General features: G+C 68.8%; 18 protein-coding genes, 1 tRNA gene and 2 pseudogenes. 9 read left to right on the forward strand and 12 right to left on the reverse strand.

What is annotated here, in order from left to right; all coding sequences use genetic code 11:
• Positions 1 to 70 precede the first annotated feature (70 nt).
• The 3 genes and pseudogenes from AC1DYP_RS09955 to AC1DYP_RS09965 all read left to right on the forward strand — a co-directional run bounded on the left by AC1DYP_RS09955 (position 71) and on the right by AC1DYP_RS09965 (position 923).
• A tRNA-Met gene (locus AC1DYP_RS09955) sits at positions 71 to 147 on the forward strand.
• A gap of 230 nt (positions 148 to 377) precedes the next feature.
• Positions 378 to 581: pseudogene (locus AC1DYP_RS09960) on the forward strand (cold-shock protein); the annotation flags it as partial.
• Positions 582 to 725: 144 nt separating this feature from the next.
• Positions 726 to 923 (forward strand): cold-shock protein, encoded by a 198-nt coding sequence (locus AC1DYP_RS09965; protein WP_026171987.1) that lies wholly within the window; start codon positions 726 to 728, stop codon positions 921 to 923.
• Between the two features lie 161 nt (positions 924 to 1,084).
• Here the strand turns inward: AC1DYP_RS09965 and AC1DYP_RS09970 are convergent, their stop codons facing one another.
• On the reverse strand, positions 1,085 to 3,385 hold the full coding sequence (locus AC1DYP_RS09970; protein ID WP_477046195.1) for an NADP-dependent malic enzyme: 2,301 nt from the start codon (positions 3,383 to 3,385) through the stop codon (positions 1,085 to 1,087).
• A gap of 368 nt (positions 3,386 to 3,753) precedes the next feature.
• Between AC1DYP_RS09970 and AC1DYP_RS09975 the strand changes: the two are divergent.
• The 5 genes and pseudogenes from AC1DYP_RS09975 to guaD all read left to right on the forward strand — a co-directional run.
• Positions 3,754 to 3,909 (forward strand): annotated as a pseudogene (locus tag AC1DYP_RS09975) (hydroxyisourate hydrolase); the annotation flags it as partial.
• Entirely contained in the window at positions 3,881 to 5,362 is a 1,482-nt protein-coding gene (xdhA, locus tag AC1DYP_RS09980; protein WP_477046196.1) for a xanthine dehydrogenase small subunit, read from the forward strand. The pseudogene AC1DYP_RS09975 and the gene xdhA, both read left to right, overlap by 29 nt.
• Entirely contained in the window at positions 5,355 to 7,691 is a 2,337-nt protein-coding gene (gene xdhB, locus AC1DYP_RS09985; protein WP_477046197.1) for a xanthine dehydrogenase molybdopterin binding subunit, read from the forward strand. The genes xdhA and xdhB overlap by 8 nt, the downstream gene beginning before the upstream one ends.
• The gene (gene xdhC / locus AC1DYP_RS09990) at positions 7,688 to 8,698 is read left to right on the forward strand and encodes a xanthine dehydrogenase accessory protein XdhC (protein WP_477046198.1); all 1,011 of its coding nucleotides are present in this window, start codon (positions 7,688 to 7,690) and stop codon (positions 8,696 to 8,698) included. Before xdhB ends, xdhC begins: the two co-directional genes overlap by 4 nt.
• A complete protein-coding gene (guaD, locus tag AC1DYP_RS09995; RefSeq protein ID WP_477046199.1) occupies positions 8,685 to 9,971 on the forward strand; it encodes a guanine deaminase in 1,287 nt (428 codons plus the stop codon). The genes xdhC and guaD overlap by 14 nt, the downstream gene beginning before the upstream one ends.
• A gap of 141 nt (positions 9,972 to 10,112) precedes the next feature.
• Here guaD and AC1DYP_RS10000 read toward each other — a convergent pair whose 3' ends face one another.
• The 5 genes from AC1DYP_RS10000 to AC1DYP_RS10020 form a co-directional block, all read right to left on the reverse strand.
• Complete coding sequence (locus AC1DYP_RS10000) at positions 10,113 to 11,084, reverse strand: nucleoside hydrolase (protein ID WP_477046200.1); 972 nt, start codon at positions 11,082 to 11,084, stop codon at positions 10,113 to 10,115.
• Between the two features lie 143 nt (positions 11,085 to 11,227).
• Positions 11,228 to 13,411, reverse strand: coding sequence for a TonB-dependent receptor (locus AC1DYP_RS10005; RefSeq protein ID WP_477046201.1), 2,184 nt, complete (start codon positions 13,409 to 13,411; stop codon positions 11,228 to 11,230).
• Between the two features lie 215 nt (positions 13,412 to 13,626).
• A complete protein-coding gene (gene hpxZ, locus AC1DYP_RS10010; RefSeq protein WP_477035641.1) occupies positions 13,627 to 14,031 on the reverse strand; it encodes an oxalurate catabolism protein HpxZ in 405 nt (134 codons plus the stop codon).
• Positions 14,028 to 15,425 carry an AtzE family amidohydrolase gene (locus tag AC1DYP_RS10015; RefSeq protein ID WP_477046202.1) on the reverse strand — a complete coding sequence of 466 codons (1,398 nt, stop codon included), beginning with the start codon at positions 15,423 to 15,425 and terminating at the stop codon, positions 14,028 to 14,030. The genes hpxZ and AC1DYP_RS10015 overlap by 4 nt, the downstream gene beginning before the upstream one ends.
• On the reverse strand, positions 15,422 to 15,640 hold the full coding sequence (locus AC1DYP_RS10020) for an AtzG-like protein (RefSeq protein ID WP_477046203.1): 219 nt from the start codon (positions 15,638 to 15,640) through the stop codon (positions 15,422 to 15,424). The genes AC1DYP_RS10015 and AC1DYP_RS10020 overlap by 4 nt, the downstream gene beginning before the upstream one ends.
• Positions 15,641 to 15,864: 224 nt before the next feature.
• Between AC1DYP_RS10020 and AC1DYP_RS10025 the strand changes: the two genes are divergently transcribed.
• Entirely contained in the window at positions 15,865 to 16,812 is a 948-nt protein-coding gene (locus AC1DYP_RS10025; RefSeq protein WP_477046204.1) for an acetamidase/formamidase family protein, read from the forward strand.
• A gap of 2 nt (positions 16,813 to 16,814) precedes the next feature.
• Here AC1DYP_RS10025 and AC1DYP_RS10030 read toward each other — a convergent pair whose 3' ends face one another.
• From AC1DYP_RS10030 to AC1DYP_RS10055, 6 genes are read right to left on the reverse strand one after another with little or no spacing between them, the layout of a single operon-like run.
• A complete protein-coding gene (locus tag AC1DYP_RS10030; RefSeq protein ID WP_477046205.1) occupies positions 16,815 to 17,474 on the reverse strand; it encodes a TetR family transcriptional regulator in 660 nt (219 codons plus the stop codon).
• Positions 17,471 to 18,652, reverse strand: a complete 1,182-nt coding sequence (locus AC1DYP_RS10035; protein WP_477046206.1) for a urate hydroxylase PuuD — start codon at positions 18,650 to 18,652, stop codon at positions 17,471 to 17,473. The genes AC1DYP_RS10030 and AC1DYP_RS10035 overlap by 4 nt, the downstream gene beginning before the upstream one ends.
• A 1-nt stretch (position 18,653) precedes the next feature.
• Positions 18,654 to 19,175, reverse strand: a complete 522-nt coding sequence (gene uraD / locus AC1DYP_RS10040) for a 2-oxo-4-hydroxy-4-carboxy-5-ureidoimidazoline decarboxylase (protein WP_477046207.1) — start codon at positions 19,173 to 19,175, stop codon at positions 18,654 to 18,656.
• Positions 19,172 to 20,086 carry an allantoinase PuuE gene (puuE, locus tag AC1DYP_RS10045; protein ID WP_477046208.1) on the reverse strand — a complete coding sequence of 305 codons (915 nt, stop codon included), beginning with the start codon at positions 20,084 to 20,086 and terminating at the stop codon, positions 19,172 to 19,174. The genes uraD and puuE overlap by 4 nt, the downstream gene beginning before the upstream one ends.
• Positions 20,083 to 21,306 (reverse strand): pyridoxal-phosphate-dependent aminotransferase family protein, encoded by a 1,224-nt coding sequence (locus tag AC1DYP_RS10050; RefSeq protein ID WP_477046209.1) that lies wholly within the window; start codon positions 21,304 to 21,306, stop codon positions 20,083 to 20,085. The genes puuE and AC1DYP_RS10050 overlap by 4 nt, the downstream gene beginning before the upstream one ends.
• Positions 21,303 to 22,586, reverse strand: a complete 1,284-nt coding sequence (locus tag AC1DYP_RS10055; protein WP_477046210.1) for an allantoate amidohydrolase — start codon at positions 22,584 to 22,586, stop codon at positions 21,303 to 21,305. The genes AC1DYP_RS10050 and AC1DYP_RS10055 overlap by 4 nt, the downstream gene beginning before the upstream one ends.
• Positions 22,587 to 22,714 lie beyond the last annotated feature (128 nt).

Here is a 22,714-nt window from a genome sequence, read left to right on the forward strand (position 1 = left end):
AGGATGCTTCTTGTAGAGCTCACGCTCCAAAGTCCAACCCTACCCACGATACACAAACTACCCACTTCGCCGCGGGGTGGAGCAGCCCGGTAGCTCGTCAGGCTCATAACCTGAAGGTCACAGGTTCAAATCCTGTCCCCGCACCCAAGCCTTAAAGTCAAGTTTTCGAGCGTCTCGCGATGTGGCCTCGGCGCCACTTCCGGTGGCGTTTCGGTCGCTATCGACCCGTGTCACGCGAAAATTTATCGCCTGGACCCGCCTCGGCTTGAGATTCTGCCATCAAACCCCGTAGCGCGTTCCTCAGATTTGCGTCATGAGAGCAGGATGGAAGGACGCGGGTCGGCAACTGGCCCGCTGAATAAGGTTTTGAGGATAAGATGGCGAACGGTGTCGTTAAGTGGTTCAACCCGGCCAAGGGCTTTGGTTTCATTCAGCCCGAGGACGGCGGCCAGGACGTGTTCGTCCACATCGCCGCGGTTGAACGTTCGGGCCTGTCGGCCCTGAATGAAGGCGACCAAGTCGCCTATGAGCTGGAAGAGGACCGCCGTTCGGGCAAGACCTCGGCCGGCAATCTGCGCGTGACCGGCCAGGGCGCGGCTCCGTCGGCTCCCCGCCGTCCGGCCTCGCGCGGCTTCGACGCCCCGCGCGGCGGCGGCTACGATGCTCCCCGCGGCGGCGGCTACGGCGGCGGCGGTGGCGGCGGTTCGGGCGAAGCCGGCACGGGCGTGGTGAAGTGGTTCAACAGCACCAAGGGCTTCGGCTTCATCCAGCCGGACAACGGCGGCGGCGACATCTTCGTGCACATCTCGGCCGTTGAACGCGCCGGCCTGCGCGGCCTGAACGAAGGCCAGCAAGTCGGTTACGAACTGGAACAGGACCGCCGCTCGGGCAAGACCTCGGCCGGCAACCTGCGCATCCTCTAAGGATCGGAATCAGGCCGGACGCGGAGCGTTCAGCCGACCTTTCGACCTGGAAATCAGGCCCCGCTGGAGCCTTTCCCCGTCGCTGAGACGGCGGAGGGGCTCCTGCGGGGCCTTTTTTCGTGTTGGTTTTCGCCGTTGGGATGGGGCGGTGAGGGGACCTTCTAGGCCCCTCGATTGTCGCGTTCGGCGGCCGCCTGGTTCACCGCCAGGGCGGTCATGTTGGCGATGCCGCGCGCGGTGACGCTGGGCGTCAGCACGTGCAGCGGCCGGCTCATGCCCAGCAGCACCGGCCCGACCAGCAGGCCTTCGGTGGCGGCGCTGAGCAGGGTCAGGGCGATGTTGGCCGCGTCCAGGGTCGGCATGACCAGCAGGTTGGCAGAGCCCTTCAGGGCGCTGTCGTGGACCAGGCGGTCGCGCAGGGCCTGGGATAGGGCTGCGTCGGCGTGCATTTCGCCGTCGACCTCAAGTTCGGGCGCGCGCTCGCGCACCAGGGCCAGGGCCTCGCGCATCTTGCGGGCGGTCGGCGAGTTCGAGGCGCCGAAGCTGGAGTGCGACAGCAGAGCCGCCTTGGGCGTCAGGCCGAAGCGGCGCACGGACTCAGCGGCCAGCAGGGTCATCTCGGCCACCTGTTCGGCGGTCGGGTCGACGTTCACGTGGGTGTCGCAGAAAAACAGCGTGCCGTTGTCGATGATCAGGGCCGACAAGGCGTAGACGCGGCCGACGTTCTCGCGCTTGGGGATGATCGGCAGGACGTAGGTCATGTGCTGCCACCAGTCGCCGGCCCCGCCCACCAGGGCGGCGTCGACATGGCCGGCCTGAAGGAGCATCGAGGCCGAGACCGTTCGGCGGTTGGTCACCCGGCGCTCGGCGGCCAAAGGCGGAACGCCCCGACGGCTGACCAGGCCCTGGTAGCGCTCGACCAGCGGGGCGAACAGCGCCTTGTCGGCCGAGGGATCCAAGATTTCGACGCGGTTGTCGAAGTCCAGCCGCAGGCCCATTTCGGTCGCCTTGGCGACGATCGTCTCGCGCTTGCCGATCAACACCGGCTTGCAGAGGCCTTCGTCCAGCACGGTCTGGACGGCGCGCAGCACGCGTTCGTCCTCGCCCTCGGCATAGGCCACGCGGATGGTCGAGGCCTTGGTCGCCTTGCGGGCCCGCTCGAACACCGGACGCATCAGCTGGCCCGAGCGATAGACGAACAGCTCCAGCTCGGCGCGATAGGCGTCGAAATCGGCGATCGGCCGGGTGGCCACGCCGCTGTCCATGGCCGCCCGGGCCACGGCCGGGGCGATCTGCAGGATCAGGCGCGGGTCGAACGGCTTGGGGATGATGTAGCTGGCGCCGAACATCGGGGCGACGCCGCCATAGGCGCTGGCCACGACCTCGGAGGCCTCGGCCCGGGCCAGTTCGGCGATGGCCTCGACGGCCGCCACCTTCATGGCCTCGTTGATCTCCGAGGCGCCGACGTCCAGCGCGCCGCGGAAGATGAACGGGAAGCACAGGACGTTGTTGACCTGGTTGGGATAGTCGCTGCGGCCGGTGGCCATGATGGCGTCGGGGCGCTGGGCGGCGACGAGCTCGGGAAGGATTTCCGGCTCGGGATTGGCCATGGCCAGGATCAGCGGATTGGGGGCCAGCAGCGGCAGCCACTCGGCCTTGAACACGCGGGGCGCCGAGAGGCCCAGGAAGATGTCCGCGCCGGCCAGCACTTCCGACAGGGTGCGGGCGTCGGTCTTGCGGGCGTAGCGGGCCATGTTGTCGAGCATGTCGTCGTCGCGGCCGGCGTAGACGACGCCCTTGATGTCGGTCAGCGTCACGTTGTCGACGGGCAGGCCCATCGAGACCAGCAGGTCCACGCAGGCCAGGGCGGCGGCGCCGGCGCCCGAGGTGACCAGCTTGACGTCCTTCAGCTGCTTGCCCTGGACGAGAAGGGCGTTGCGGACGGCCGCGGCGCAGACGATGGCGGTGCCGTGCTGGTCGTCGTGGAAGACCGGGATGTTCATCCGCTCGCGCAGCTTGCGCTCGATGACGAAGCATTCCGGGGCCTTGATGTCCTCCAGATTGATGCCGCCGAAGGTGGGCTCCAGGGCCGCGACCACCTCGATGAAGCGGTCGGGGTCCTCGGCGTCGACCTCGATGTCGAAGACGTCGATGCCGGCGAACTTCTTGAACAGGACCGCCTTGCCTTCCATCACCGGCTTGGAGGCCAGCGGGCCGATATTGCCCAGGCCCAGCACGGCGGTGCCGTTGGAGATCACGGCCACCAGGTTGCCGCGGGCTGTGTAGTCACGGGCCAGGTCGGGATTGGCGGCGATGGCCTCGCAGGGCGCGGCGACGCCGGGGGAATAGGCCAGGCCGAGGTCACGCTGGGTGGCCATGCGCTTGGTGGCTTCGATCGCCAACTTTCCGGGCCGCGGCAGACGGTGGTAATCCAGGGCGGCTTTACGGAAATCCTCGTCCATTGGGTCGTTCCTCGGTCACTGCGCAAGGTGGGAGCGGCGCGGATCGTCTGGTGCGGCGTTCTGTGCGATCCGTCAGGGCCTAGCTACCGGTGTTGGCGCGGTATTTCCAATCTTACCCAAGGTCAGGCCACGTTTTTTGCGGTTCGGGGCGCCGCGAGGGCGATCGCGGGTGGCTCACTAAGTAATAAAAGACTTATATAACGCCTATCCGGCGGGCGCCCAGCGCCGCCATGCAAGGCGGTTAGCCGTCTTGGCGGGGCGATGGAGCGTCCGGGCTGGACTTGCGGGCGAGGCGGTTTCAGCATCGCTCAGAAGGCCCAGGGGTCTAGAATGGCGCGCGGCGACGTCGAGCAAGGAACCACGAACGCATGAGCGGCCTGACCACCCACATCCTCGACACGGCGGCCGGCCGCCCGGCGGCGGGGGTCGTTGTGCGGGTTTCCGCTCGGCGCGGCGAAAAGGTCAGCCTGCTGAGCGAAACCCGCACCGCAGCTGATGGCTCACACCGTGCGCTTCCTGCTGAACGGCGAGGTGGTCGAGGCCAAGGGCGTCGATCCCACCCGCACGCTGCTGGAGCATCTGCGCGGCGACCTGAGGCGCACGGGGACCAAGGAAGGCTGCGCCGAGGGCGACTGCGGATCGTGCACGGTGCTGGTCGGCGAGCTGGACGCGCAGGGCGGGACCGCCTGGCGGGCGGTCAACAGCTGCATTCAGTTCGTGCCGATGCTGGACGGCAAGGCGGTGATCACCGTCGAGGGCGTGTCCAAAAAGGATGGGGCGGAGGAGAAGCCGCATCCCGTGCAGGCGGCGATGGTCGAGCATCACGGCTCGCAATGCGGCTTCTGCACGCCGGGCATCGTCATGTCGCTGTACGGCCGGGCCGTGGCGGCCAAGGGCGCGGAAGCGCCGATCGACGAGGTGCTGGCGGGCAACCTGTGTCGCTGCACCGGCTATGGCCCGATTATCGCGGCGGCCGAGGCGATCGTTCCCGAGGCGGCGCCGGACGTGGCCGACAAGCTGGCGGCGCTGCGGCGTGAGCAGGCGCTGCGCCTCGACTACGCTGATCCGATCGCCGGCCTCACCCGTCGCTGGTTCGCGCCGCTGAGCGTGGACGAGTTGGCCCAAACCTACGCAGAACATCCTGACGCCGTCGTCGTGGCCGGGGCCACCGACATCGGCCTGTGGGTGACCAAGCTTCGCAAGCCGCTGAAGACCCTGATCGACATCGGCCGGGTCGACGAACTGAAGACCGTCACCCGCGAGGATGGAAACCTGCGGATCGGCGCCGGCGTGCGCTATGTCGACGCCCTGGAGACGCTGAGCGCGCTCTATCCCGACGTCGGCGCGATGATGCGGCGCCTGGGCTCGACCCAGGTGCGCAACAGCGGCACGATCGGCGGCAACATCGCCAACGGCTCGCCGATCGGCGACATGCCGCCCGCTCTGATCGCCGCGGGCGCGACCCTGGTCCTGCGCCAGTGGAACGAGCGGCGCGCCGTGCCGCTGGAAGACTTCTTCATCGCCTATGGCAAGCAGGACCGCCGTCCGGGCGAGTTCGTCGAGGCGGTGCTGGTCCCCGATCCGACGCCGGGCGCGATGTTCAAGGTCTTCAAGCTGTCCAAACGCTTCGACCAAGATATCTCGGCCGTGTGCGGGGCGTTCAACATCCAGATTGTCGACGAGACCGTCGTCAGCGCCCGCATCGCCTATGGCGGCATGGCCGGCACGCCCAAACGGGCCACGGCCTGTGAGGAGGCCCTGGTCGGCCAGCTGTGGAACCGCTCCACGATCCACGCGGCCGTCGAGGCCCTGGCCGGCGACTTCACGCCCCTGACGGACGCCCGCGCCTCGGCCGCCTATCGCGCCCTGACGGCCGGCAACATGCTGCGCAAGGTGTTCATCGAGTCCGCCCGGCCGGACCTGGAGACTCGCGTGCCGGAGGCGGCCCCCCAAGCGCCGGAGGCGGCCAATGCCTGATTCCGGCGCCAAGCTGGTCGAGCCGGTCGTCTTCCAGGGCGTCCACGCCTCGCTGCCGCACGACAGCGCCCTGCGCCACGTCTCGGGCGCGGCGATCTATGTCGACGACATCCCCGAGCCCGCCGGCATGCTCCACGTCCACCTGGGCATGAGCAGGAAGGCCCATGCACGGATCGTGTCGATGGACCTGTCGGCCGTGCGCGCCTCGCCCGGCGTGGTGACGGTGCTGACCGCCCAGGACATCCCCGGCGAGAACGACGTCAGCCCGGTGATCCACGACGACAAGCTGTTCGCCGACGGCGAGGTGATCTGCGTCGGCCAGAGTCTGTTCGCCGTGGCCGCCACCTCGATCGCCGCCGCCCGCGCCGCCGCCGCCAAGGCCGTGGTCGAGTACGAGGACCTGCCGGCCGCGATCACCATCGCCCAGGCCCGCGAGGCCGACCTGAAGATCGAGGCCAGCCAGCGCATGGCGCGCGGCGACGCGGCCGCCGCCCTGGCGGCCTCGCCCCGGCGACTGCAAGGCGCGTTCGCGATCGGCGGCCAGGACCACTTCTATCTCGAGGGCCAGGTCGCCCTGGCCACGCCGGGCGAGGGCGGCGACGTCCACATCTGGTCGTCGACCCAGCATCCCAGCGAGGTCCAGCACCTGGTGGCCCGCGTGCTGGACGTGCCGCATACCTCGGTGACCATCGAGGTGCGGCGGATGGGCGGCGGGTTCGGCGGCAAGGAGACCCAGGCCTCGCTGTTCGCCGCCGCCGCGGCGCTGGTCGCCGTGAAGACCGGCCGCGCCGCCAAGGCTCGTCCGGATCGCGACGAGGACATGGTCATGACCGGCAAACGGCATGACTTCGAGGTCGCCTACGACGTCGGCTTCGACGACGAGGGGCGGCTGACGGGCCTGGCCCTGGAGCTGGCCTCGCGCTGCGGCTCGACCACCGACCTGTCGATGGCCATCAATGACCGGGCGATGTTCCACGCCGACAACTGCTACTTCCTGCCGGCCGTCGAGATCGTTTCGCACCGCTTCAAGACCCATACGGTATCGAACACCGCGTTCCGAGGCTTTGGCGGGCCGCAGGGCATGGCGGCGATCGAGCGGGTGATGGACGCCGTCGCCCAGGCTGTCGGGCTGGATCCGCTGGAGGTGCGCCGCCGCAACCTCTATGGCGGCGAGGGGCGGAACCTCACGCCCTATCACCAGACCGTCGAGGACAACGTCGCGCCGCAACTGCTGTCGGAGTTGGCGGCGTCCTGCGACTACGAGGCCCGCCAACGCGAGATCGACGCCTATAACGCCCACAGCCCGGTGCTGAAGAAGGGCCTGGCCCTGACGCCGGTGAAGTTCGGCATCTCGTTCACCACCACCCATCTGAACCAGGCCGGGGCGCTGATCCATCTCTATGCCGACGGCTCGATCCTGCTGAACCACGGCGGGACGGAGATGGGGCAGGGGCTGTTCGTCAAGGTCGCCCAGATCGTCGCCGAGGCCTTCAAGGTCGACGTGTCGCGGATCAAGGTGACCTCGACCGTCACCGACAAGGTGCCCAACACCTCGGCCACGGCGGCCTCGTCGGGCACGGACCTGAACGGCATGGCTGCCCTAAACGCGGCCAACACCCTCAAGGCGCGGCTGGTCGAGTTCGCGGCGAAGAAATGGGGCTGCGACGAGGGCGAGGTCGAGTTCACGCCCGAAGGCCTGCGGGCTGGGGGCGAGCTGATCCCGTTCGCCACGCTGTGCCGCCAGGCGCATCTGGCCCGGGTGTCGCTGTCGTCCACCGGCTTCTACGCCACGCCCAAGATCCACTACGACCGCGCCACCCATACGGGCCGGCCGTTCTACTACTTCGCCTACGGCGCAGCCTGCAGCGAGGTGCTGATCGACACCCTGACCGGCGAGATGAAGGTCACGCGGGCCGACATCCTGCACGACGCTGGCCGTTCGCTGAACCCGGCCATCGACCTGGGCCAGATCGAGGGCGGCTTCATCCAGGGCATGGGCTGGCTGACCACCGAGGAGCTGGTGTTCGCCGCCGACGGCCGCCTGCTGACCCACGCCCCCTCGACCTACAAGATCCCCACCTGCGGCGACCGTCCGGCGGTGCTGACCGTGGCGCTGTGGGAGCCGGGGCGCAATGTCGAGGAGACGGTGCACCGCTCCAAGGCCGTGGGCGAGCCGCCGTTGATGCTGGCCCTGTCGGTGCTGTCGGCGGTGAACCGCGCCGTGGCCTCGGCGGTCGACCACAAGGTGTTCCCCGATCTGGACGCGCCGGCGACGCCGGAGCGGATCCTGATGGCGGTCGAGGACGTCAAGCGGAGGGCGGCGTCGTGAACTGGGCCCGCTCAGCTCTGGCCCAACTCGCCCTCGGCGAGACCGTCGCCCTGGTGACCATCCTGGCCACCGAGGGCTCGGCCCCGCGCGACGCCGGGACCAAGATGGTGGTCTGGGCCGATGGTCAGGCCGGCACGATCGGCGGCGGCAATCTGGAGCACCAGGTCGCCGACCAGGCGCGGCGGATGCTGCTGACCCAGGTCCACTTCGCCCTGCAGGACTATCCGCTGGGTCCGCTGCTGGCCCAGTGTTGCGGCGGCCGGGTGCGCCTGCTGATCGAGCGCCTGGACAAGACCGCCGTCGACTGGCTGACCGACGCGGCGCGCCGCCTGGATGCCGATCAGCCCTTCGAGGTCCGCACCCGCTTCAACCCCGGCGCCCTGTCCAAGACCATCGCCCCGGTCGCGGCGTCCAGCCCCGAGGGCGCGACGATCACGCTGGCCGGCGAACCGGCGACGGCGCGCGGGGCCCGGCCGACGCTGGGCGACGTGCTGGTCGAGCCGCAGGACCTGCCGCGCCCGCCGGTGCTGCTGTTCGGGGCCGGCCATGTGGGCCAGGCCGTGGCCCGGGCCCTGGAGCCGCTGCCGTTCCGCCTGGCCTGGTACGACACCCGCCCCGAGACCGCCGAGTTTCCGGGCGTGACGGTGGGAACACCCGCCGAATTGGCCGCCGCCGCCATGGGCGCGGGCCCCGACGCCTACATCCTTGTCATGACCCACGACCATAATCTGGACTACGCCCTGACCTCGTCGGCCCTGGCCGGCGGGGCGTTCGGCTATCTGGGCCTGATCGGGTCGGACACCAAGAAGGCCCGGTTCCTGAGCCGGCTGCGCAAGGACGGCTTCGGCGACGGGACGGTGTCCCGCGTCACCTGCCCGATCGGCCTGCCGCACCTGAAGAACAAGGCCCCCGAGGTGATCGCCGTCTCGGTGGTCGCCGATCTGCTGATGCGGCTCGAGGCCGCCCGCCGCGAACGTACGAAGGATCTCCAGCTTGCAAGCCTATAGGGCGTCGATCCTCCAGCTGGAGGCCGACCCGAGCATCACCGATGGTGAGGCGCACGCCTTCCACGAGGACGGCCTGCTGCTGGTCGAGGACGGCCGCGTGGTCGCTTGCGGCGACCACGCCAAGCTGGCCGACGAGCTGGGCGACGTCACCGTCGAGAATCTCAGCGGCAAGCTGATCGTCCCGGGCTTCGTCGACACCCATATCCACTTCCCGCAGGTCGACATCATCGCCGCCCATGGCGAGCAGCTGCTGGACTGGCTGGAGCGTCACACCTTCCCGGCCGAGGCGGCCTTCGCCGACAAGGGACACGCCGAAGAGACCGCTGAGTTCTTCGTCGAGGAGTTGCTGCGCAACGGCACGACCAGCGCCCTGGTGTTCGGATCGGTGCACAAGGTTTCGGTCGAGGCGCTGTTCGCGTCGGCCCTGAAGCGCGACATGCGGGTGATCGCCGGCAAGTCGCTGATGGACCGCAACGCCCCGCCCGGGCTGACCGACACGGTCGAGAGCAGCCGCGCCGACATGCAGAGCCTGATCGCCGACTGGCACGGCAAGGGGCGTCTCGGCTACGCGGTCACCCCGCGCTTCGCGATCAGCTGCAGCGACGAACAGCTGGCCATGGCCGGCGAGGTGCTGGCGGAGCATCCGACCGTGTGGATGCAGACCCACCTGTCGGAGAACATCCGCGAGATCGTCGACACCGCCAAGTTGTTCCCGGACGCCACGGATTATCTCGACGTCTACGACCGCTTCGGCCTGGTCGGGAAGCGCTCGGTCTTCGCCCACTGCGTCCATCTGCAGGGAGACGCTTTCCAGCGGCTGGCGCAGGCGGGTTCGGCGATCGCCTTCTGCCCGACCTCGAACCTGTTCCTGGGCTCGGGTCTGTTCCCGCTGGAGACCGCCTGCGCCCACGGGGTGCAGGTGGGGATCGGCACGGACGTGGGGGCGGGGACGACCTTCTCGATCCTCCACACCCTGGGCGAGGCCTACAAGGTGGGCCAGCTGCGCGGCGAGGCGCTGGATCCGTTCCACGCGCTGTACCTGGCGACGCTGGGCGGGGCGCGGGCCCTTGGGCTGGAGGACGAGATCGGCAGCCTGGAGCCCGGCAAGATCGCCGACTTCCTGGTGCTGGACCTGGCGGCGACCCCGCTGCTGGCGCGGCGGATGCCGGCGGCGCGGAGCCTGGAGGACAGGCTGTTCGCGCTGACGGTGCTGGGGGATGACCGGGTGGTCGAGCGGACGTATGTGGCCGGAGTGGAGCGGTACCGGCGTTAGGGCTCACCCCACTTGCCCCCATCTGACCGCTTCGCGGTCTGTCCGCCCCCATAGGGGGCGGAGGACGTCAAGCGCGGCTCCTCTTCCCCCTGTGGGGGAAGACGGTCGCGAAGCGACCCGTAGGGGGCAAGTGCTCGCCGCTTAAACGCCCATTGTCTCCGCATACAGCTTCAACAATCCCTCGGCCTTCACCCCCACGGTGATCGCCTGGACCGGCTGATCATCCCAGGCCGACGGCCCGAACAGCTCCCCGTCGACCTTCTGGCAGGTCTGTCCCAGGGCGATGCCGTCGGTGATCACCCGGATCGAACCCGCCCGGACCTCGAACAGCGACGGATCGATCACGTACGCCACGGCCGCGGCGTCGTGCACGCAGCAGCCGACGATGCCGTCGCGGCCGCCGTAGAAGGCCGCGTAGGGCTTGGAGATGGCGTTGAGGAATTCGCCGGCCGGGCCGGCCGAGGCTTCCAGGGCGTCCATGTAGGCGGGGGTCATCACCACCTGGGTGGTGACGTCCAGGCTGACGGCGGTCACGTGCCAGGGGGCGGTGAACACCAGGTCGGCGGCTTCCGGGTCGTTCCAGATGTTGGCCTCGGCCACCGGGGTGACGTTGCCCGGCTTGCCGGCCACGCCGAACGCGCCGCCCATGATCACCACGGCCTTCACGAGGGGGGCGAACCCGGGATCGGCCTTCAGCGCCAGGGCCAGGTTGGTCAGCGGACCGACCGCGACCAGGGTGATCTCGCCCGGGTTGGCGCGCACCAGGTCGATGATCGCCTGATAGGCCGGCTTGGCCTCGGGCTTGGCGGGGACCAGGCCCAGCAGTTCGACATCGCCCAGGCCGTTCTCGCCGTGCACGAAGGTGGGCGAGGGATTGCGCGGCCGGGTCAACGGCTTGTCCGTGCCCTTGAAGACCGGGGCCTTCAGGCCGAAGCGGTCCTTCAGATAGAGGGCGTTGCGGGTGGTGATCTCGATGTCGGCGTTGCCGTAGACCGTGGTCACGGCCACCAGCTCAAGCGCGGGGCTGGCCTCGATGAACAGCAGCGCCATGGCGTCGTCGATGCCGGGGTCGGTGTCGAAGATGATCTTGCTGGGCATAGGGGAAGTCGTCATCCGAAGGACTTATCTCATCGTGTGATGGAGGGGGAGACCCTCCGAAACGAACCATGCTCCCGGCGCGAACCGGGAGCATGGCGGGACGATGGCAATCCTTCGGGCAATCCGCCCGGCGCGAAGGCCGGGCGGGGTCTTTCAGATTACCGCTTGGCGCTGATCGAGATGCCGACGATCCGAGGCTCGTTGACGAAACCGGTCAGGTTGTTGAAGTCGATGCCGCCGCGCAGGTTCACCTCGTTGGTGATGTTGCGGGCGAACGCGGCGATTTCGTAGCTGCCGTCCTGCTTGGCGTAGCCCAGCTTCAGACCGCCTTCGAAGTCGCCCTTCGAGTAGAACTCCTTGCTCTGGTAGAGGAAGATGTTCGTGTAGCCCTGCCGGAACCAGTCGGTGTAGGCGAACAGTTCGCCGTCGCCGATCGGGTAGCTGTAGCGGGCCGTGAAGTTCAGCACGTATTCCGGCGCGTTCGGGAACGGGTTGCCGTTGACCAGGGCCTGACCCGAGCCGTTCAGCGGATCGGTGACCGTGCACTGGGCGCAGACCGCCACGGCCAGATCGCTGTCCTTGATCTTGGTGTGGTTGTAGCTGTAGCCGGCCGTCAGCAGCAGGTTCTCGGTGACCTTGAACTCGCCGTCGAACTCGACGCCGTAGGCTTCGCCCTTGTCGGCGTTGATCAGCAGGGTGCCGTTGGTGGCGCCGCCGATGGCGCTGAACTGCGGGTTTTTTTCTTCATAGGTGAAGACCGCGCCGTTGAAGCGGACGCGGCGGTCCAGCAGTTCGCTCTTGAAGCCGACTTCGTACGACTGGATGGTTTCCGACTGGGCGACCGAAGGCGAGGCGCCGAACACCACGTCGCGACCCTGGATGGTCGGGCCGCGGAAGCCGTGAGCGGCCCGGGCGTACAGGCTGAAGTCGTCGGTGACGGTGTAGAAGGCCGACAGGTCCCACGAGACCTTGCTGTCCGACACTTCGACTTCCGGCGCCGTCGAGCCGACGACGGTCATGGTCTTCTTGTCGTCGGTGTAGCGGGCGCCGGCGGTGATCTTCAGGGCCGGGGTGACCTGGTAGGCGGCCTGACCGAAGCCGGCCCAGGCGGTGTTCTTGTGATTCAGCGTCGCCTTGGCGAAGCCGGCGTCGGTGGTCACCAGGAAGTCGGACTTGAAGTAGTAGCCGCCGACTTGCCAGCTGAACGGGCCTTCGGTGTCCGAGGCCAGGCGCAGTTCCTGGGTGTACTGGTCCAGGTCGTCGATGCCGTCCTTGGTGTCGGAATCGAAGGGGATGAAGCCCGGGCCGGTGCCGGCCACGCCGCCGTCGATGTCGCCGCGGCTGTAGCCGTTGGTGGTTTCGTAGGCGCTGATCGAGGTCAGGGTCACGTCGCCGAAGTCGTAGTCGACCTTAATCGACTCGCCGTTGCCGTCGTACTTCTGCGGGTTGTTGGCGCCGCCGTTGTAGAAGACTTCCTTGCGGTCGAAGTTGCCGTTGATCTTGTTGCTGCCGGCCGTGAGGATGTTGGCGCGGAAGATCGCGGCCGTGCCGTCCAGCGAGCGGTTGTGGGCGCTGAGCAGGACGCTCAGGTCGGCGGTCGGGGTCCACAGCAGTTGGCCGCGGATGGCGTATTCGTCATAGCCGCCCATCGCGTCCTTCACGCCGGTGAAGGTGTTGTCGATGTAGTCGTCGCGGTGCTGGCCCAGGATGGCGATCCGGCCGGCCAGCTTGTCGGCGACCAGCGGGCCGCCGACGCCGGCTTCTGCGGTCCACGAACCGTACGAGCCGTAGGTCACCGTGCCGTTGGCCTTGAAGGTCTGGCTCGGCTTGACGCTGTCGAACTTGACGATGCCCGCGGTGGTGTTGCGGCCGAACAGCGTGCCCTGCGGGCCGCGCAGCACTTCAACCTGCTCGACGTCGAAGATCGGCGTGCTCTTCAGCACGACGTTTTCCATGACCACGTCGTCCATGATCACCGAGACCGGCTGCGAGGCGGCCAGGTCGAAGTCGGTGTTGCCCAGGCCGCGGATGTAGAAGCGCGGGGCGGCGCGGCCGTTGGAGCTTTCGACGAACAGGCCGGGCACGCGGCTCGACAGGGCCAGCACGTCCTCGCCGCCGGCGAACAGGGCGTCCAGCTTCTCGCCGCCCATGGTGGCGACCGAGACCGGCACTTCCTGGATGTTTTCCGAGCGCTTCTGGGCGGTGACGATCACGTCGTCCAGCGTGACATTGCCCGTGTTGTCTTGGGCGAAGGCCGGGGCGGCGACGCCGACGGCGAGGGCCAGGGCGGTGAGGGCGGCGCCGCGGTGGAGGCGGCTGCGCAGCTTGGTGGCGGTGGTCATTGAAGTATCCCCTTCATGCGTCGGCGGCCCGACGCTTGAGGGTGCAATGCACAATGATTGAGACGAATCCAAAGGTTTGATGACGTCCCGACCGCCGTTTGGTGAAATTTTTGCTCTGGTTGTTACTATTTGACCACGCCGCGACAGGACTGCTCAAAAGCAGATCATAAGTCAGAGGTTTATTACTTATTGTCATGGCTCTGATGATCGATCGCTTACGGCGCAAGGCGTTGATCGACGCCGTCCTGGAGAAGCGAGACGTGGGCCGAGACGATTTTCCAGCCCTTTTCGGTGCGGATCCAGGCTTGGCTTTGGCGGCCGGGACGTTTTGCCCCTTCGCGCAGGAATTCGACGTTGGCGATTGCGAAGTCTCGCCCAAACGTAGTGATTTCCGTCCTTAGGCGCGACCTCTGCGGCGAGCCGCCCGAGCGGCCGATTCGAAAGGCCGCGATCGCCTCGAAGCCGTAGAGATTCTCGGCCACGCCGTAGCGCACGGTCTCGGGCGCATCGCGGAAGAAGCCGTCCAGCGCTTCGACGTCGTTGGTCATCAACGCGATCTCGTAGGCGTCGACGGCGGCGGTCACCTCGGCCAGGACCTCGGGTTCGTTGACGGTCGTCATCGTGTCGGCTCCGGCGGGCGATGGGCGGCGAGCACGCCGGATCGCTCCAGGCGCAGGGCGGCGGCCAGGGCCAGGTCCTCGCGCCAGGCCGGCGCGATGATCTGCACGCCGATCGGCAGCTTGCCGGGGCGGTTGACCGGCGCGGCCACGACGGGCAGGCCGATGTAGCTGATGGGCTGGGTGTAGGCGCCGAGGTTCTTGCGCACCGAGACCTGCTGGCCGCCCATCTCCATGGTCGTCTGGCCGATGCCCGGCGCCGGGCATACCGAGGCCGGGGCCAGCAGCACGTCGAAATCCTCGAACACCTTGCGCACGGCGTCGCGGAACACCGGGCGATAGCGGCGGGCCGCCTCGGCGACGGCCTCGGGCGCGAGCGCGCCGGCCAGCAGGCGGTCGCGGACGGCGGGGTCGTAGTCCAGCGGCCGGGCCTTCAGATCGGGCGAGTGTAGATGAGCCGCCTCGATTGGGGTCAGGCAGAAGGCGGCGGCGCGGGCCAGCTCGGCGCCGGGCAGCTCGACGCCGCGCTTGGCCTGCAGCGCGTCGGCGACGATCTCCAGCGCCTCCAGCACTTCGGGAAAAGCCCCCTGCGCGAACCAGCCGCCCAGCACGCCGACGCGAAGGGGCGCATCGGCCGTGGCTTGCAGGCGGGGGGCGGCTGGTTCGGCGGGCCGACGGCAGAGCGGATCCAGCGGATCGGGGCCCTGCATCAGGTCGTAGGCGAGGGCCAGGTCGGCGACCGTGCGGGCGAACGGCCCCACATGGTCCAGGCTCTCGACAAAGGGAAAGGCGCCCTGGCGCGACAGGCGGCCCAAGGTGGGCTTCAGGCCGAACACCCCGCACAGGCTGGCCGGGATGCGGATCGAGCCGTTGGTGTCCGAGCCCAGGGTCAGCGGGACCAGCCCGCCGCTGACCGCCGCGCCCGAACCGCCGGACGAGCCGCCCGCGATCCGGGTCGGGTCGTGCGGATTGCGGGTGGGGCCGTCGTGGGCGTTCTCGGTGACGAAGCCGTAGGCGAACTCGTCCATGTTCAGCGCGCCGATCAGCACCGCCCCGGCAGCGGTCAGGCGCTGGACGGCGGTGGCGTCGTGGGGAGCGGGGGCCGCGTCGCGGCGGATGCTCGAGCCGGCGATGGCGGTGACGCCCTCGACGTCGAACAGGTTCTTGACCGCGAACGGCACGCCGGCCAGCGGACCGACGGGGCGGTCGGCGGCGAGGTCGGCGTCGATGGCCTCGGCCTGGGCCAGGGCGCGCTCGGCGAAGATGGCGGTGTAGGCGTTGAACGGGTCGCTGGCCGCCCGGGCCAGGGCGGCCTCGGTTTCGGAGCGGGCGGTGGTCTTGCCCCACTGGATGTCGGCGGCGACGGCCAGGGCCGAGCGGAAATCGGCGGCGCTCATGGCTCGAACACCTCGGGCGCGGGCGGTGTGGTGTCGTCGAGATCGGCGGCGAAGGTCGCGGCCTGGCGGCGCAGCAGGGCCAGGTTCTCGACGACCCCGGCGCGGGTCTCCGGCGGCAGGGTCAAGCCCAGCGTCTCGGCCCGGGCGTCCGCATAGGCGGCGACCGCGTCGTCGTCGAGGGCCAGGAACGCTGCAAGGGCCGGATCGGTCGCCATGCGGGCGAGCTCCACAAGTAAGAAAAATCTTCATAACCGGGATGGGCCGTCGCCGCCAGCAACATAGGCCTCGAACGCGCCGACGCCCACGTCCGCGCCATGCCGGGCGTCGCGGCGCCCGKCAGGTGGGCGCCGGCGCGCTTCGCCGACCCGCGCGGTGGTCGAGGCTAGGGCGGCAAGGGCGGCGCGCGCCAACTGGGCCCTGGTAATAGAGGGCTTACTTCATGCTGCATCACCTGGCTTCGACCCCGGACACCGTGCGTTTCGGGATCTTCGACGCCGCCTTCGACCCGGTGCTGACGGTCGCGCCCGGCGACACGGTGGTCATCGACTGCGTGTCGGGCGGCCCCGAGGTCATGCCGGCTCCGGAGTCCGGCCTGGTCATCCCGCCGGCCCTGCGGGCCATTCACGACGCCAGGCTGGAGCGCATCGGCCCGCACATCCTGACCGGTCCGGTGGCGATCGCGGGCGCCGAGCCGGGCGACACCCTGGAGGTGCGGATCGAGTCCATCGAGCCGAACAACACCTGGGGCTATTGCGCCGTCCGGCCGCTGGCCGGGACCCTGCCGGACGAGTTTCCCGAGCGCTATGTCAGCCACATCGCCGTCGACGCCGCGGCGGGGACCTGCAAGCCGGCCTGGGGCCCGACCCTGCCGCTGCGGCCGTTCTTCGGCACCACCGGCGTCGCCCCGCCGGCCCGCTACGGACGCCTGTCCAGCCGCGAGCCGCGCGAACACGGCGGCAACATGGACTGCAAGGAACTGGTCGCCGGCTCGACCCTGTTCCTGCCGGTCTGGGTTCCGGGCGCGAACTTTTCGGCCGGCGACGGCCACGGACGGCAAGGCGACGGCGAGGTCTGCGTCAACGCCCTGGAGATGGGCCTGACCGGCACCTTCACCTTCGTGCTGCACAAGGCCGCCGACGTCGGGGTTCGGACCTGGCCGAGCGCGGAAAGCCCGACCCACTACCTGACGCTGGGCTTCAACGAGGACCTGGACCTGGCGATGAAGCAGGCCTTGCGGGCGATGATCGACCTGATCGTCTCGCGGTCGTCGCTGACGCGGGTGCAGGCCTATCAGTTCTGTTCGCTGGCCGTGGATTTCCGGGTGACCCAGACGGTCAACGGCGAGAAGGGGGTGCACGGGATGCTGGAGAAGGGGGTGTTGTTCTAGGTTCAGATCCCCTCCCTGTGGGAGGGGTGTCGGCGAAGCCGACGCCACTCCGGCTTGCTCATGTCCGTATCCAGCGTCACCGACAGCGAATAGCCGTTCGCCAGGTGGAACCGGCTCATGGCCGCGATGGTCACGTAGATCTGGGCCCAGTCCAGGTTGTCGCGGAAGATCCCCTGTTTCTGGCCGCTGTCGATCAGGTGCTCGATGGTCCGGCGCAGCGGGAAGGCGGTCTCGGTGACCTTGCGCGACTGCGAGACGAACTTGCCCTGGATCAGGTTCTCGTTGCGCAGCAAGCCGTCGATGCGGGGGTTCTTCTCGAAATAGTCGAAGGTGAAGCGCTGCAGGGCCAGGAAGCCTTCAAGCGGCTTGTCGAAGTCGATCTCCAGCTCGGCCTCGCGGCCGCGCAGGTCCTCGTAGGCGGCCTCCAGCACCGCCAGGTACAGGCCCTTCTTGTCGCCGAAGTAGTGGTAGAGCATGCGGATGTTGCACTTGGCGGCCTTGACGATCTTCTCGATCCGCGCGCCGGCGTAGCCCGCCTGAGAAAACTCCCGCAGCGCCGCGGTCAGGATCGCCTTGCGCGTCCGCTCGGCGTTTCGCTTGCGGGGCGCCGGAGCGGCGTCGTCGGTCGGTGCGGCCGAAGGCGTCTCTACCAGGGTGGTCACTGCGTCTTTGCTCCAGCTTCAATCCAGGCGCCCAACTGGGCGCGTTCGTGATCGGTAATGTGAGTCTCGTTTCCGAGGGGCATGCTGGTCGAGTCCACCGCGCGTTCCCGGATCTTGCCCGCATAGCGCGCCATCCCGACCGGCGTGTCGAAGGCCGCGCCGTTGGGCGGGGCGGTGAAGCCCTTGTGGGTCGGGACGGCGGCGTGACAGGCCACGCAGTGCTTCTGGACGATCGCCTGGGCGACCGGGAAGGGTACGTTCGACACCGTTTCGGTCTTGGGCTTGATGCTGGCGATCATGCTGACGCCGAAGATCAGGAACGCCCCAAGGATCAGATAGTCGGGCTTGATGACCCCGTGGTGGCGCAGGATGAAGAAGTACCGGATCGACACGCCGCCCGCGCTGATCAGGGCCAGCAGCAGCCAGGCCAGGTGGTGGCCCGTCACCGCCGGATAGTGGTTGCTGATCATGATGAAGATGACCGGCAAGGTCATGTGGGTGTTGTGCACCGAGCGCTGCTTGCCCATCGCGCCCAGGCGCGGGTCGACCGGGCGGCCGGCCAGTATGTCGGCGACGATCTTGCGCTGGTTGGGGATGATGATCAGGAACACGTTGCCGACCATGCAGGTGCCGATGATCGCGCCGACGTGGATGAAGGCCCCGCGGTCGCTGAACAACTGGGTCAGGGCCCAGGTCGCGGCCGTCAGGGTCAGGAACCAGACGACGCCGAACAGGCGCGGTTTCCCGCCCAGCGGCGAGCGGCACAGGCCCTCGTAGACGGCCAGCCCGCCGAAGATGAAGGCCAGGCCCGTGGCGATGGCGCCGGCCTGGCTGAAGGCGTGCTTGGAGGCGTCGATCAGATAGACCGGCGCGCCCACGTAGTAGAGCACGATCAGCAGGGCGAAGCCGCTGAGCCAGGTGGTGTAGGCCTCCCATTTGAACCAGTGCAGGTGGTCGGGCATGTGGGCCGGGGCCGTCATGTACTTCTGCGAGTGGTAGAAACCGCCGCCGTGCACGGCCCACAGCTCGCCCTTCACGCCGTCCTTTTCAGGCACGGGGGGACGCAGGTTGTCGTCCAGCCAGACGAAGTAGAACGAGGCGCCGATCCAGGCGACGCCGGCGATCACGTGCAGCCAGCGGAGCCCCAGGTTCAGCCAGGTGGTGACGTCATAGTCCATCTCAGCCGGTCACCGCGTCTTGCAGTCGAAGTTTCGAGATCAGGCCGATCTGGTGGATCGCCTCGGCGATCTCGCCGGCCTGTTCGTTGGCAAGGCGCGCCTGCATGTCGGCCAGGATCGAGGTCTTGTCGTTCAGCCGCACGGCGATGATGAACGGGAAGCCGAAGCGCTCGCGATAGGCGGCGTTCAGGGCGTGGAAGCGCTCGAACTCCTCCGGCGTCAGCTTGTCGAGGCCGGCGCTGGCCTGCTCGGCGTTGCTCTCGGCGGTCAGGGTCTTGTCGATCGCGGCCTTGCTGGCCAGCTCCGGGTGGGCGCGGATCAGGGCCAGGCGTTGGTCTTCCGAGGCGGCCTCCAGAACGGCCATGGTCGCGGCGTGCAAGGCCTCGACGCTGTCGAACGGCGCGGCGTCATAGGCGCGTTGCACCACCCACGGCGACAGCTCGAAGGCGAAGCCCAGGGTGGTGGCGAAGCCGGTGCGGTTCATCCGGTTCAGGTCGGCCAGGGTCAGGGGCGGGGCGCTCATTGGGCGCTCTCCTTATAGGGATGAGTGGCGATCCAGTGGCGCGCGATGTCGATGCGCTTGGCCACCCAGACCTTGTCGTGGCGGGTGATGTGCTCGAGGAAGCGGCGCAGGGCCATGATCCGGCCGGGCTTGCCGACGATCCGGCAGTGCAGGCCGACGCTCATCATCTTCGGCGCGGTCTCGCCTTCCAGGTAGAGGGCGTCGAAGCTGTCGCGCAGATAGGCGAAGAACTGGTCGCCGCTGTTGAAGCCCTGGGGCGCGGCGAAGCGCATGTCGTTGGCGTCCAGGGTGTAGGGCACGATCAGCTGGGCCTTGCCGTGCTGGTCGTCCCAATAGGGCAGGTCGTCGGCATAGCTGTCGGCGTCGTAGACGAAGCCGCCTTCCTGGGCGATCAGCCGCGCGGTGTTGGGGCTGGTGCGGCCTTGGTACCAGCCCAGCGGCCGCTCGCCGGTCAGGGCTTCGTGGATCTCGATGGCCTGGGCGATGTGCTCGCGTTCCAGCGCCTCGGGGAAATGCTGGTAGTCGATCCAGCGATAGCCGTGGCTGGCGATCTCCCAGCCGGATTTCAGCATCGCCTCGACCGCGTCGGGATTGCGCGCCATGGCCTGGGCCACGCCGTAGACGGTCAGCGGCAGGCCGAATTCCTCGAACAGGCGCCGGATGCGCCAGAAGCCGGCCCGCGAGCCGTACTCGTAGAGGCTCTCCATCGACATGTGTCGCATGTCGGGGATCGGTGCCGCGCCGACCATCTCCGACAGGAAGTGCTCGGCCTGCGGGTCGCCGTGCAGCACGCTGCGCTCGGCGCCTTCCTCGTAGTTGAGGACGAACTGCACGGCCACGCGGGCGCCGTTCGGCCACTGGGCGTGGGGCGGGTGCTCGCCATGGCCGATCAGGTCGCGGGGGTAGGTCATGCGAACGCCTTCGCCGCCGCATCCACGCCCGCGCCGGCCGGAGCGCCGAAGCCCTCCCAGCGCAGCACGGCCTCCAGCGCGGCCAGGGTCTGCAGCACGGCGTGCTTGCGGGCGTTGACGCCCATCGCCCCGATCCGCCAGACCTTGCCGGCCAGCGGTCCGAAGGCGGCGCCGATCTCGATCTCGAACTCGGTGCGCATGCGGGCCTTCACCCGGTCGTAGTCGACACCGGCGGGCGCGAGCACGGCGGTGACGTTGGCCATCTTGTGGGCCTGGTCGCCGTAGACTTCGAGCCCCATCGCCTCGACCCCGGCGACCACGGCGGCTCCGGCCTGGGCGTGGCGGGCAAAGCGGGCTTCCAGCCCTTCCTCCAGCACCACGCGGGCGCATTCGCGGGCCGCGTACAGCATCGAGGCGGCCTCGGTGTGGTGGTTCAGGCGCTTGTCGGACCAGTAGTCCATGATCATCGCCAGGTCGAAATAGTTGGAGGCGATGCGGCGGCCGTTGCCGCTGACGACGCCGGCCGTGGCGATGCCGGCCTCGACGTGCTTGCGGCCATTGATGTGCTCGGCCGCGCGGTCGCTGATCGTGATGGGACCCGAGCCCGAGGGACCGCCCAGGCACTTCTGCAGGCCGCCGGTGACGATGTCGGCCTGCCAGGCGTCGACCGGGACCGACATGCCGCCGATCGTGGCCGTGGCGTCGACATAGAGCAGGGCGTCGTGACGGCGGCAGATCTCGCCAATCGCCTCGATGGGCTGGGCCATGGTGGTGGAGGTGTCGCCGTGCACGCAGGCCACCAGGCGCGGGCGCACGCGCTTGACCGCGTCCTCCACCGCCTGAGGATCGACGACCTTGCCCCACTCGCCCTCGACCAGGGTCACCTTGGCGTCGCAGCGCTCGGCGATCTCGGACAGCAGCAGGCCGAACCGCCCGGCGTTGACCACCACCACGTCGTCGCCGGGCGCCAGCACCGAGACCAGGGCCGCCTCGATGGCGGCGCGCGAGGTGCCGTCGATCAGGAAGGTCCAGCGGTTCTGGGTCTGGAAGACCTGGCGGTACAGCGCCATGGTCTCGTTCATGTAGCCGGTGAACTCGGGGTCGAACTGGCCCAGCAACTGTACGGACATGGCCCGCAGCACGCGCGGATGCACGTTGATCGGGCCGGGGCCCATCAGCAGGCGGGCGGGATGGTCGAGTTCGCCGAAGGTCTGGGTCATGCGCGTTCGCGTCGTTCTAGCTGGTCGATGAAATGGAGCATGGCGGTCGCCGCCAGGGCGCAGTCGGCCTCGGTCACGGCCTCGCGCGGATTGTGGCTGATCCCGCCTTCGCAGCGGATGAACAGCATGGCGGTGGGGCATAGGTCGGCGATGACCATGGCGTCGTGACCGGCCCCGCTGGGCAGGCGGCGCGGGGCCTGGCCGGTGGCGGCGACGGCGTCTTCGAGCAGGGCGGTCAGGCCGGGATCGCAGGGGCTGGCGGCCAGGTCCTGCATCAGGGTGACGCCGACCTCCAGGCCGCGCCGCGCGGCGATGGCCTGGATTTCGGCGGTGACGGCCTCGACAGCCGCGTCGCGGGTGGCGGCGACCTCGGCCCGGACGTCCATCGAATATTCGACCGCGCCGGGGATGACGTTGAAGGCGCCGGGCAGGGCGGTGATCCGGCCCACGGTGCCGACCAGGCCGTCCTTGCCGCCAAAATCACCTTGAGGGGCGCAAATCCGCTCCAGCGCCAGGATCGCCTCGGCGGCGGCGGGACCGGGATCCTTGCGCAGGTTCATCGGCGTGGTGCCCGCATGACCGGCCATGCCGGTGAACCGCACCATCAGCCGCTTCTGGGCGGCGATGGCGGTGACCACGCCCAGGGCCAGGCCCTCGGCCTCCAGCACCGGGCCCTGCTCGATGTGGGCCTCCAGGAAGGCGAACACCTCGCCGGGCTTGCGGGCGGCTTCCTCCAGGCGGGTGGGGTCCAGGGCGAAGGCGGCGAAAGCCTCGGCCAGACTGACGCCGTCGCCGTCGGTCATCTCCATGACGCTGGGCTTGACGGTTCCGGCCACGGCCCGGCTGCAGGTCATGGAGGCGGGGAAGCGCGAGCCCTCCTCGTCGCCGAACGCGATCACCTCGACGGCGAAGGGCAGGCGGCGACCGGCGGCGTTCAGGGCCTCGACCACGTCGACGCCCAGCATCACGCCCAGCGCGCCGTCATAGCGGCCGCCGTTACGGACGCTGTCGATGTGCGAGCCGATCAGCAGGGCCGGGGCGTCCGGCGTCTCACCCTCATAGCGGCCGATCAGGTTGCCGGCGTGATCGCGACGGGCGGTCATGCCCGCCTCCTCCATCCAGAAGGCCAGGGTCTTCAGCGCTTCGTCGTGGGCGGGGGTCAGGAAGCGGCGCACCAGCATGCCGTCGACTTCGCTGAAGGGCTCCACGCCCATCAGGTCGCAGCGCGCCTTGGCCCGAACTCCGGGTCTGAAGTCGCCGATCTCGAAGGCCTCCGCCACCCTGCCGGGCTCCCCTTTGCCGTACACGCCATCCGTGACATGCTTGCCTAACATCGGCGAGCGGCAAAGCCCTCGATGTTCGGCGGCGCGGAACGGCTTCCCCGCGCGTCTGCCTCGACAAGCGCCAG

This window comes from Caulobacter sp. P1_D6 (genome assembly GCF_056406095.1).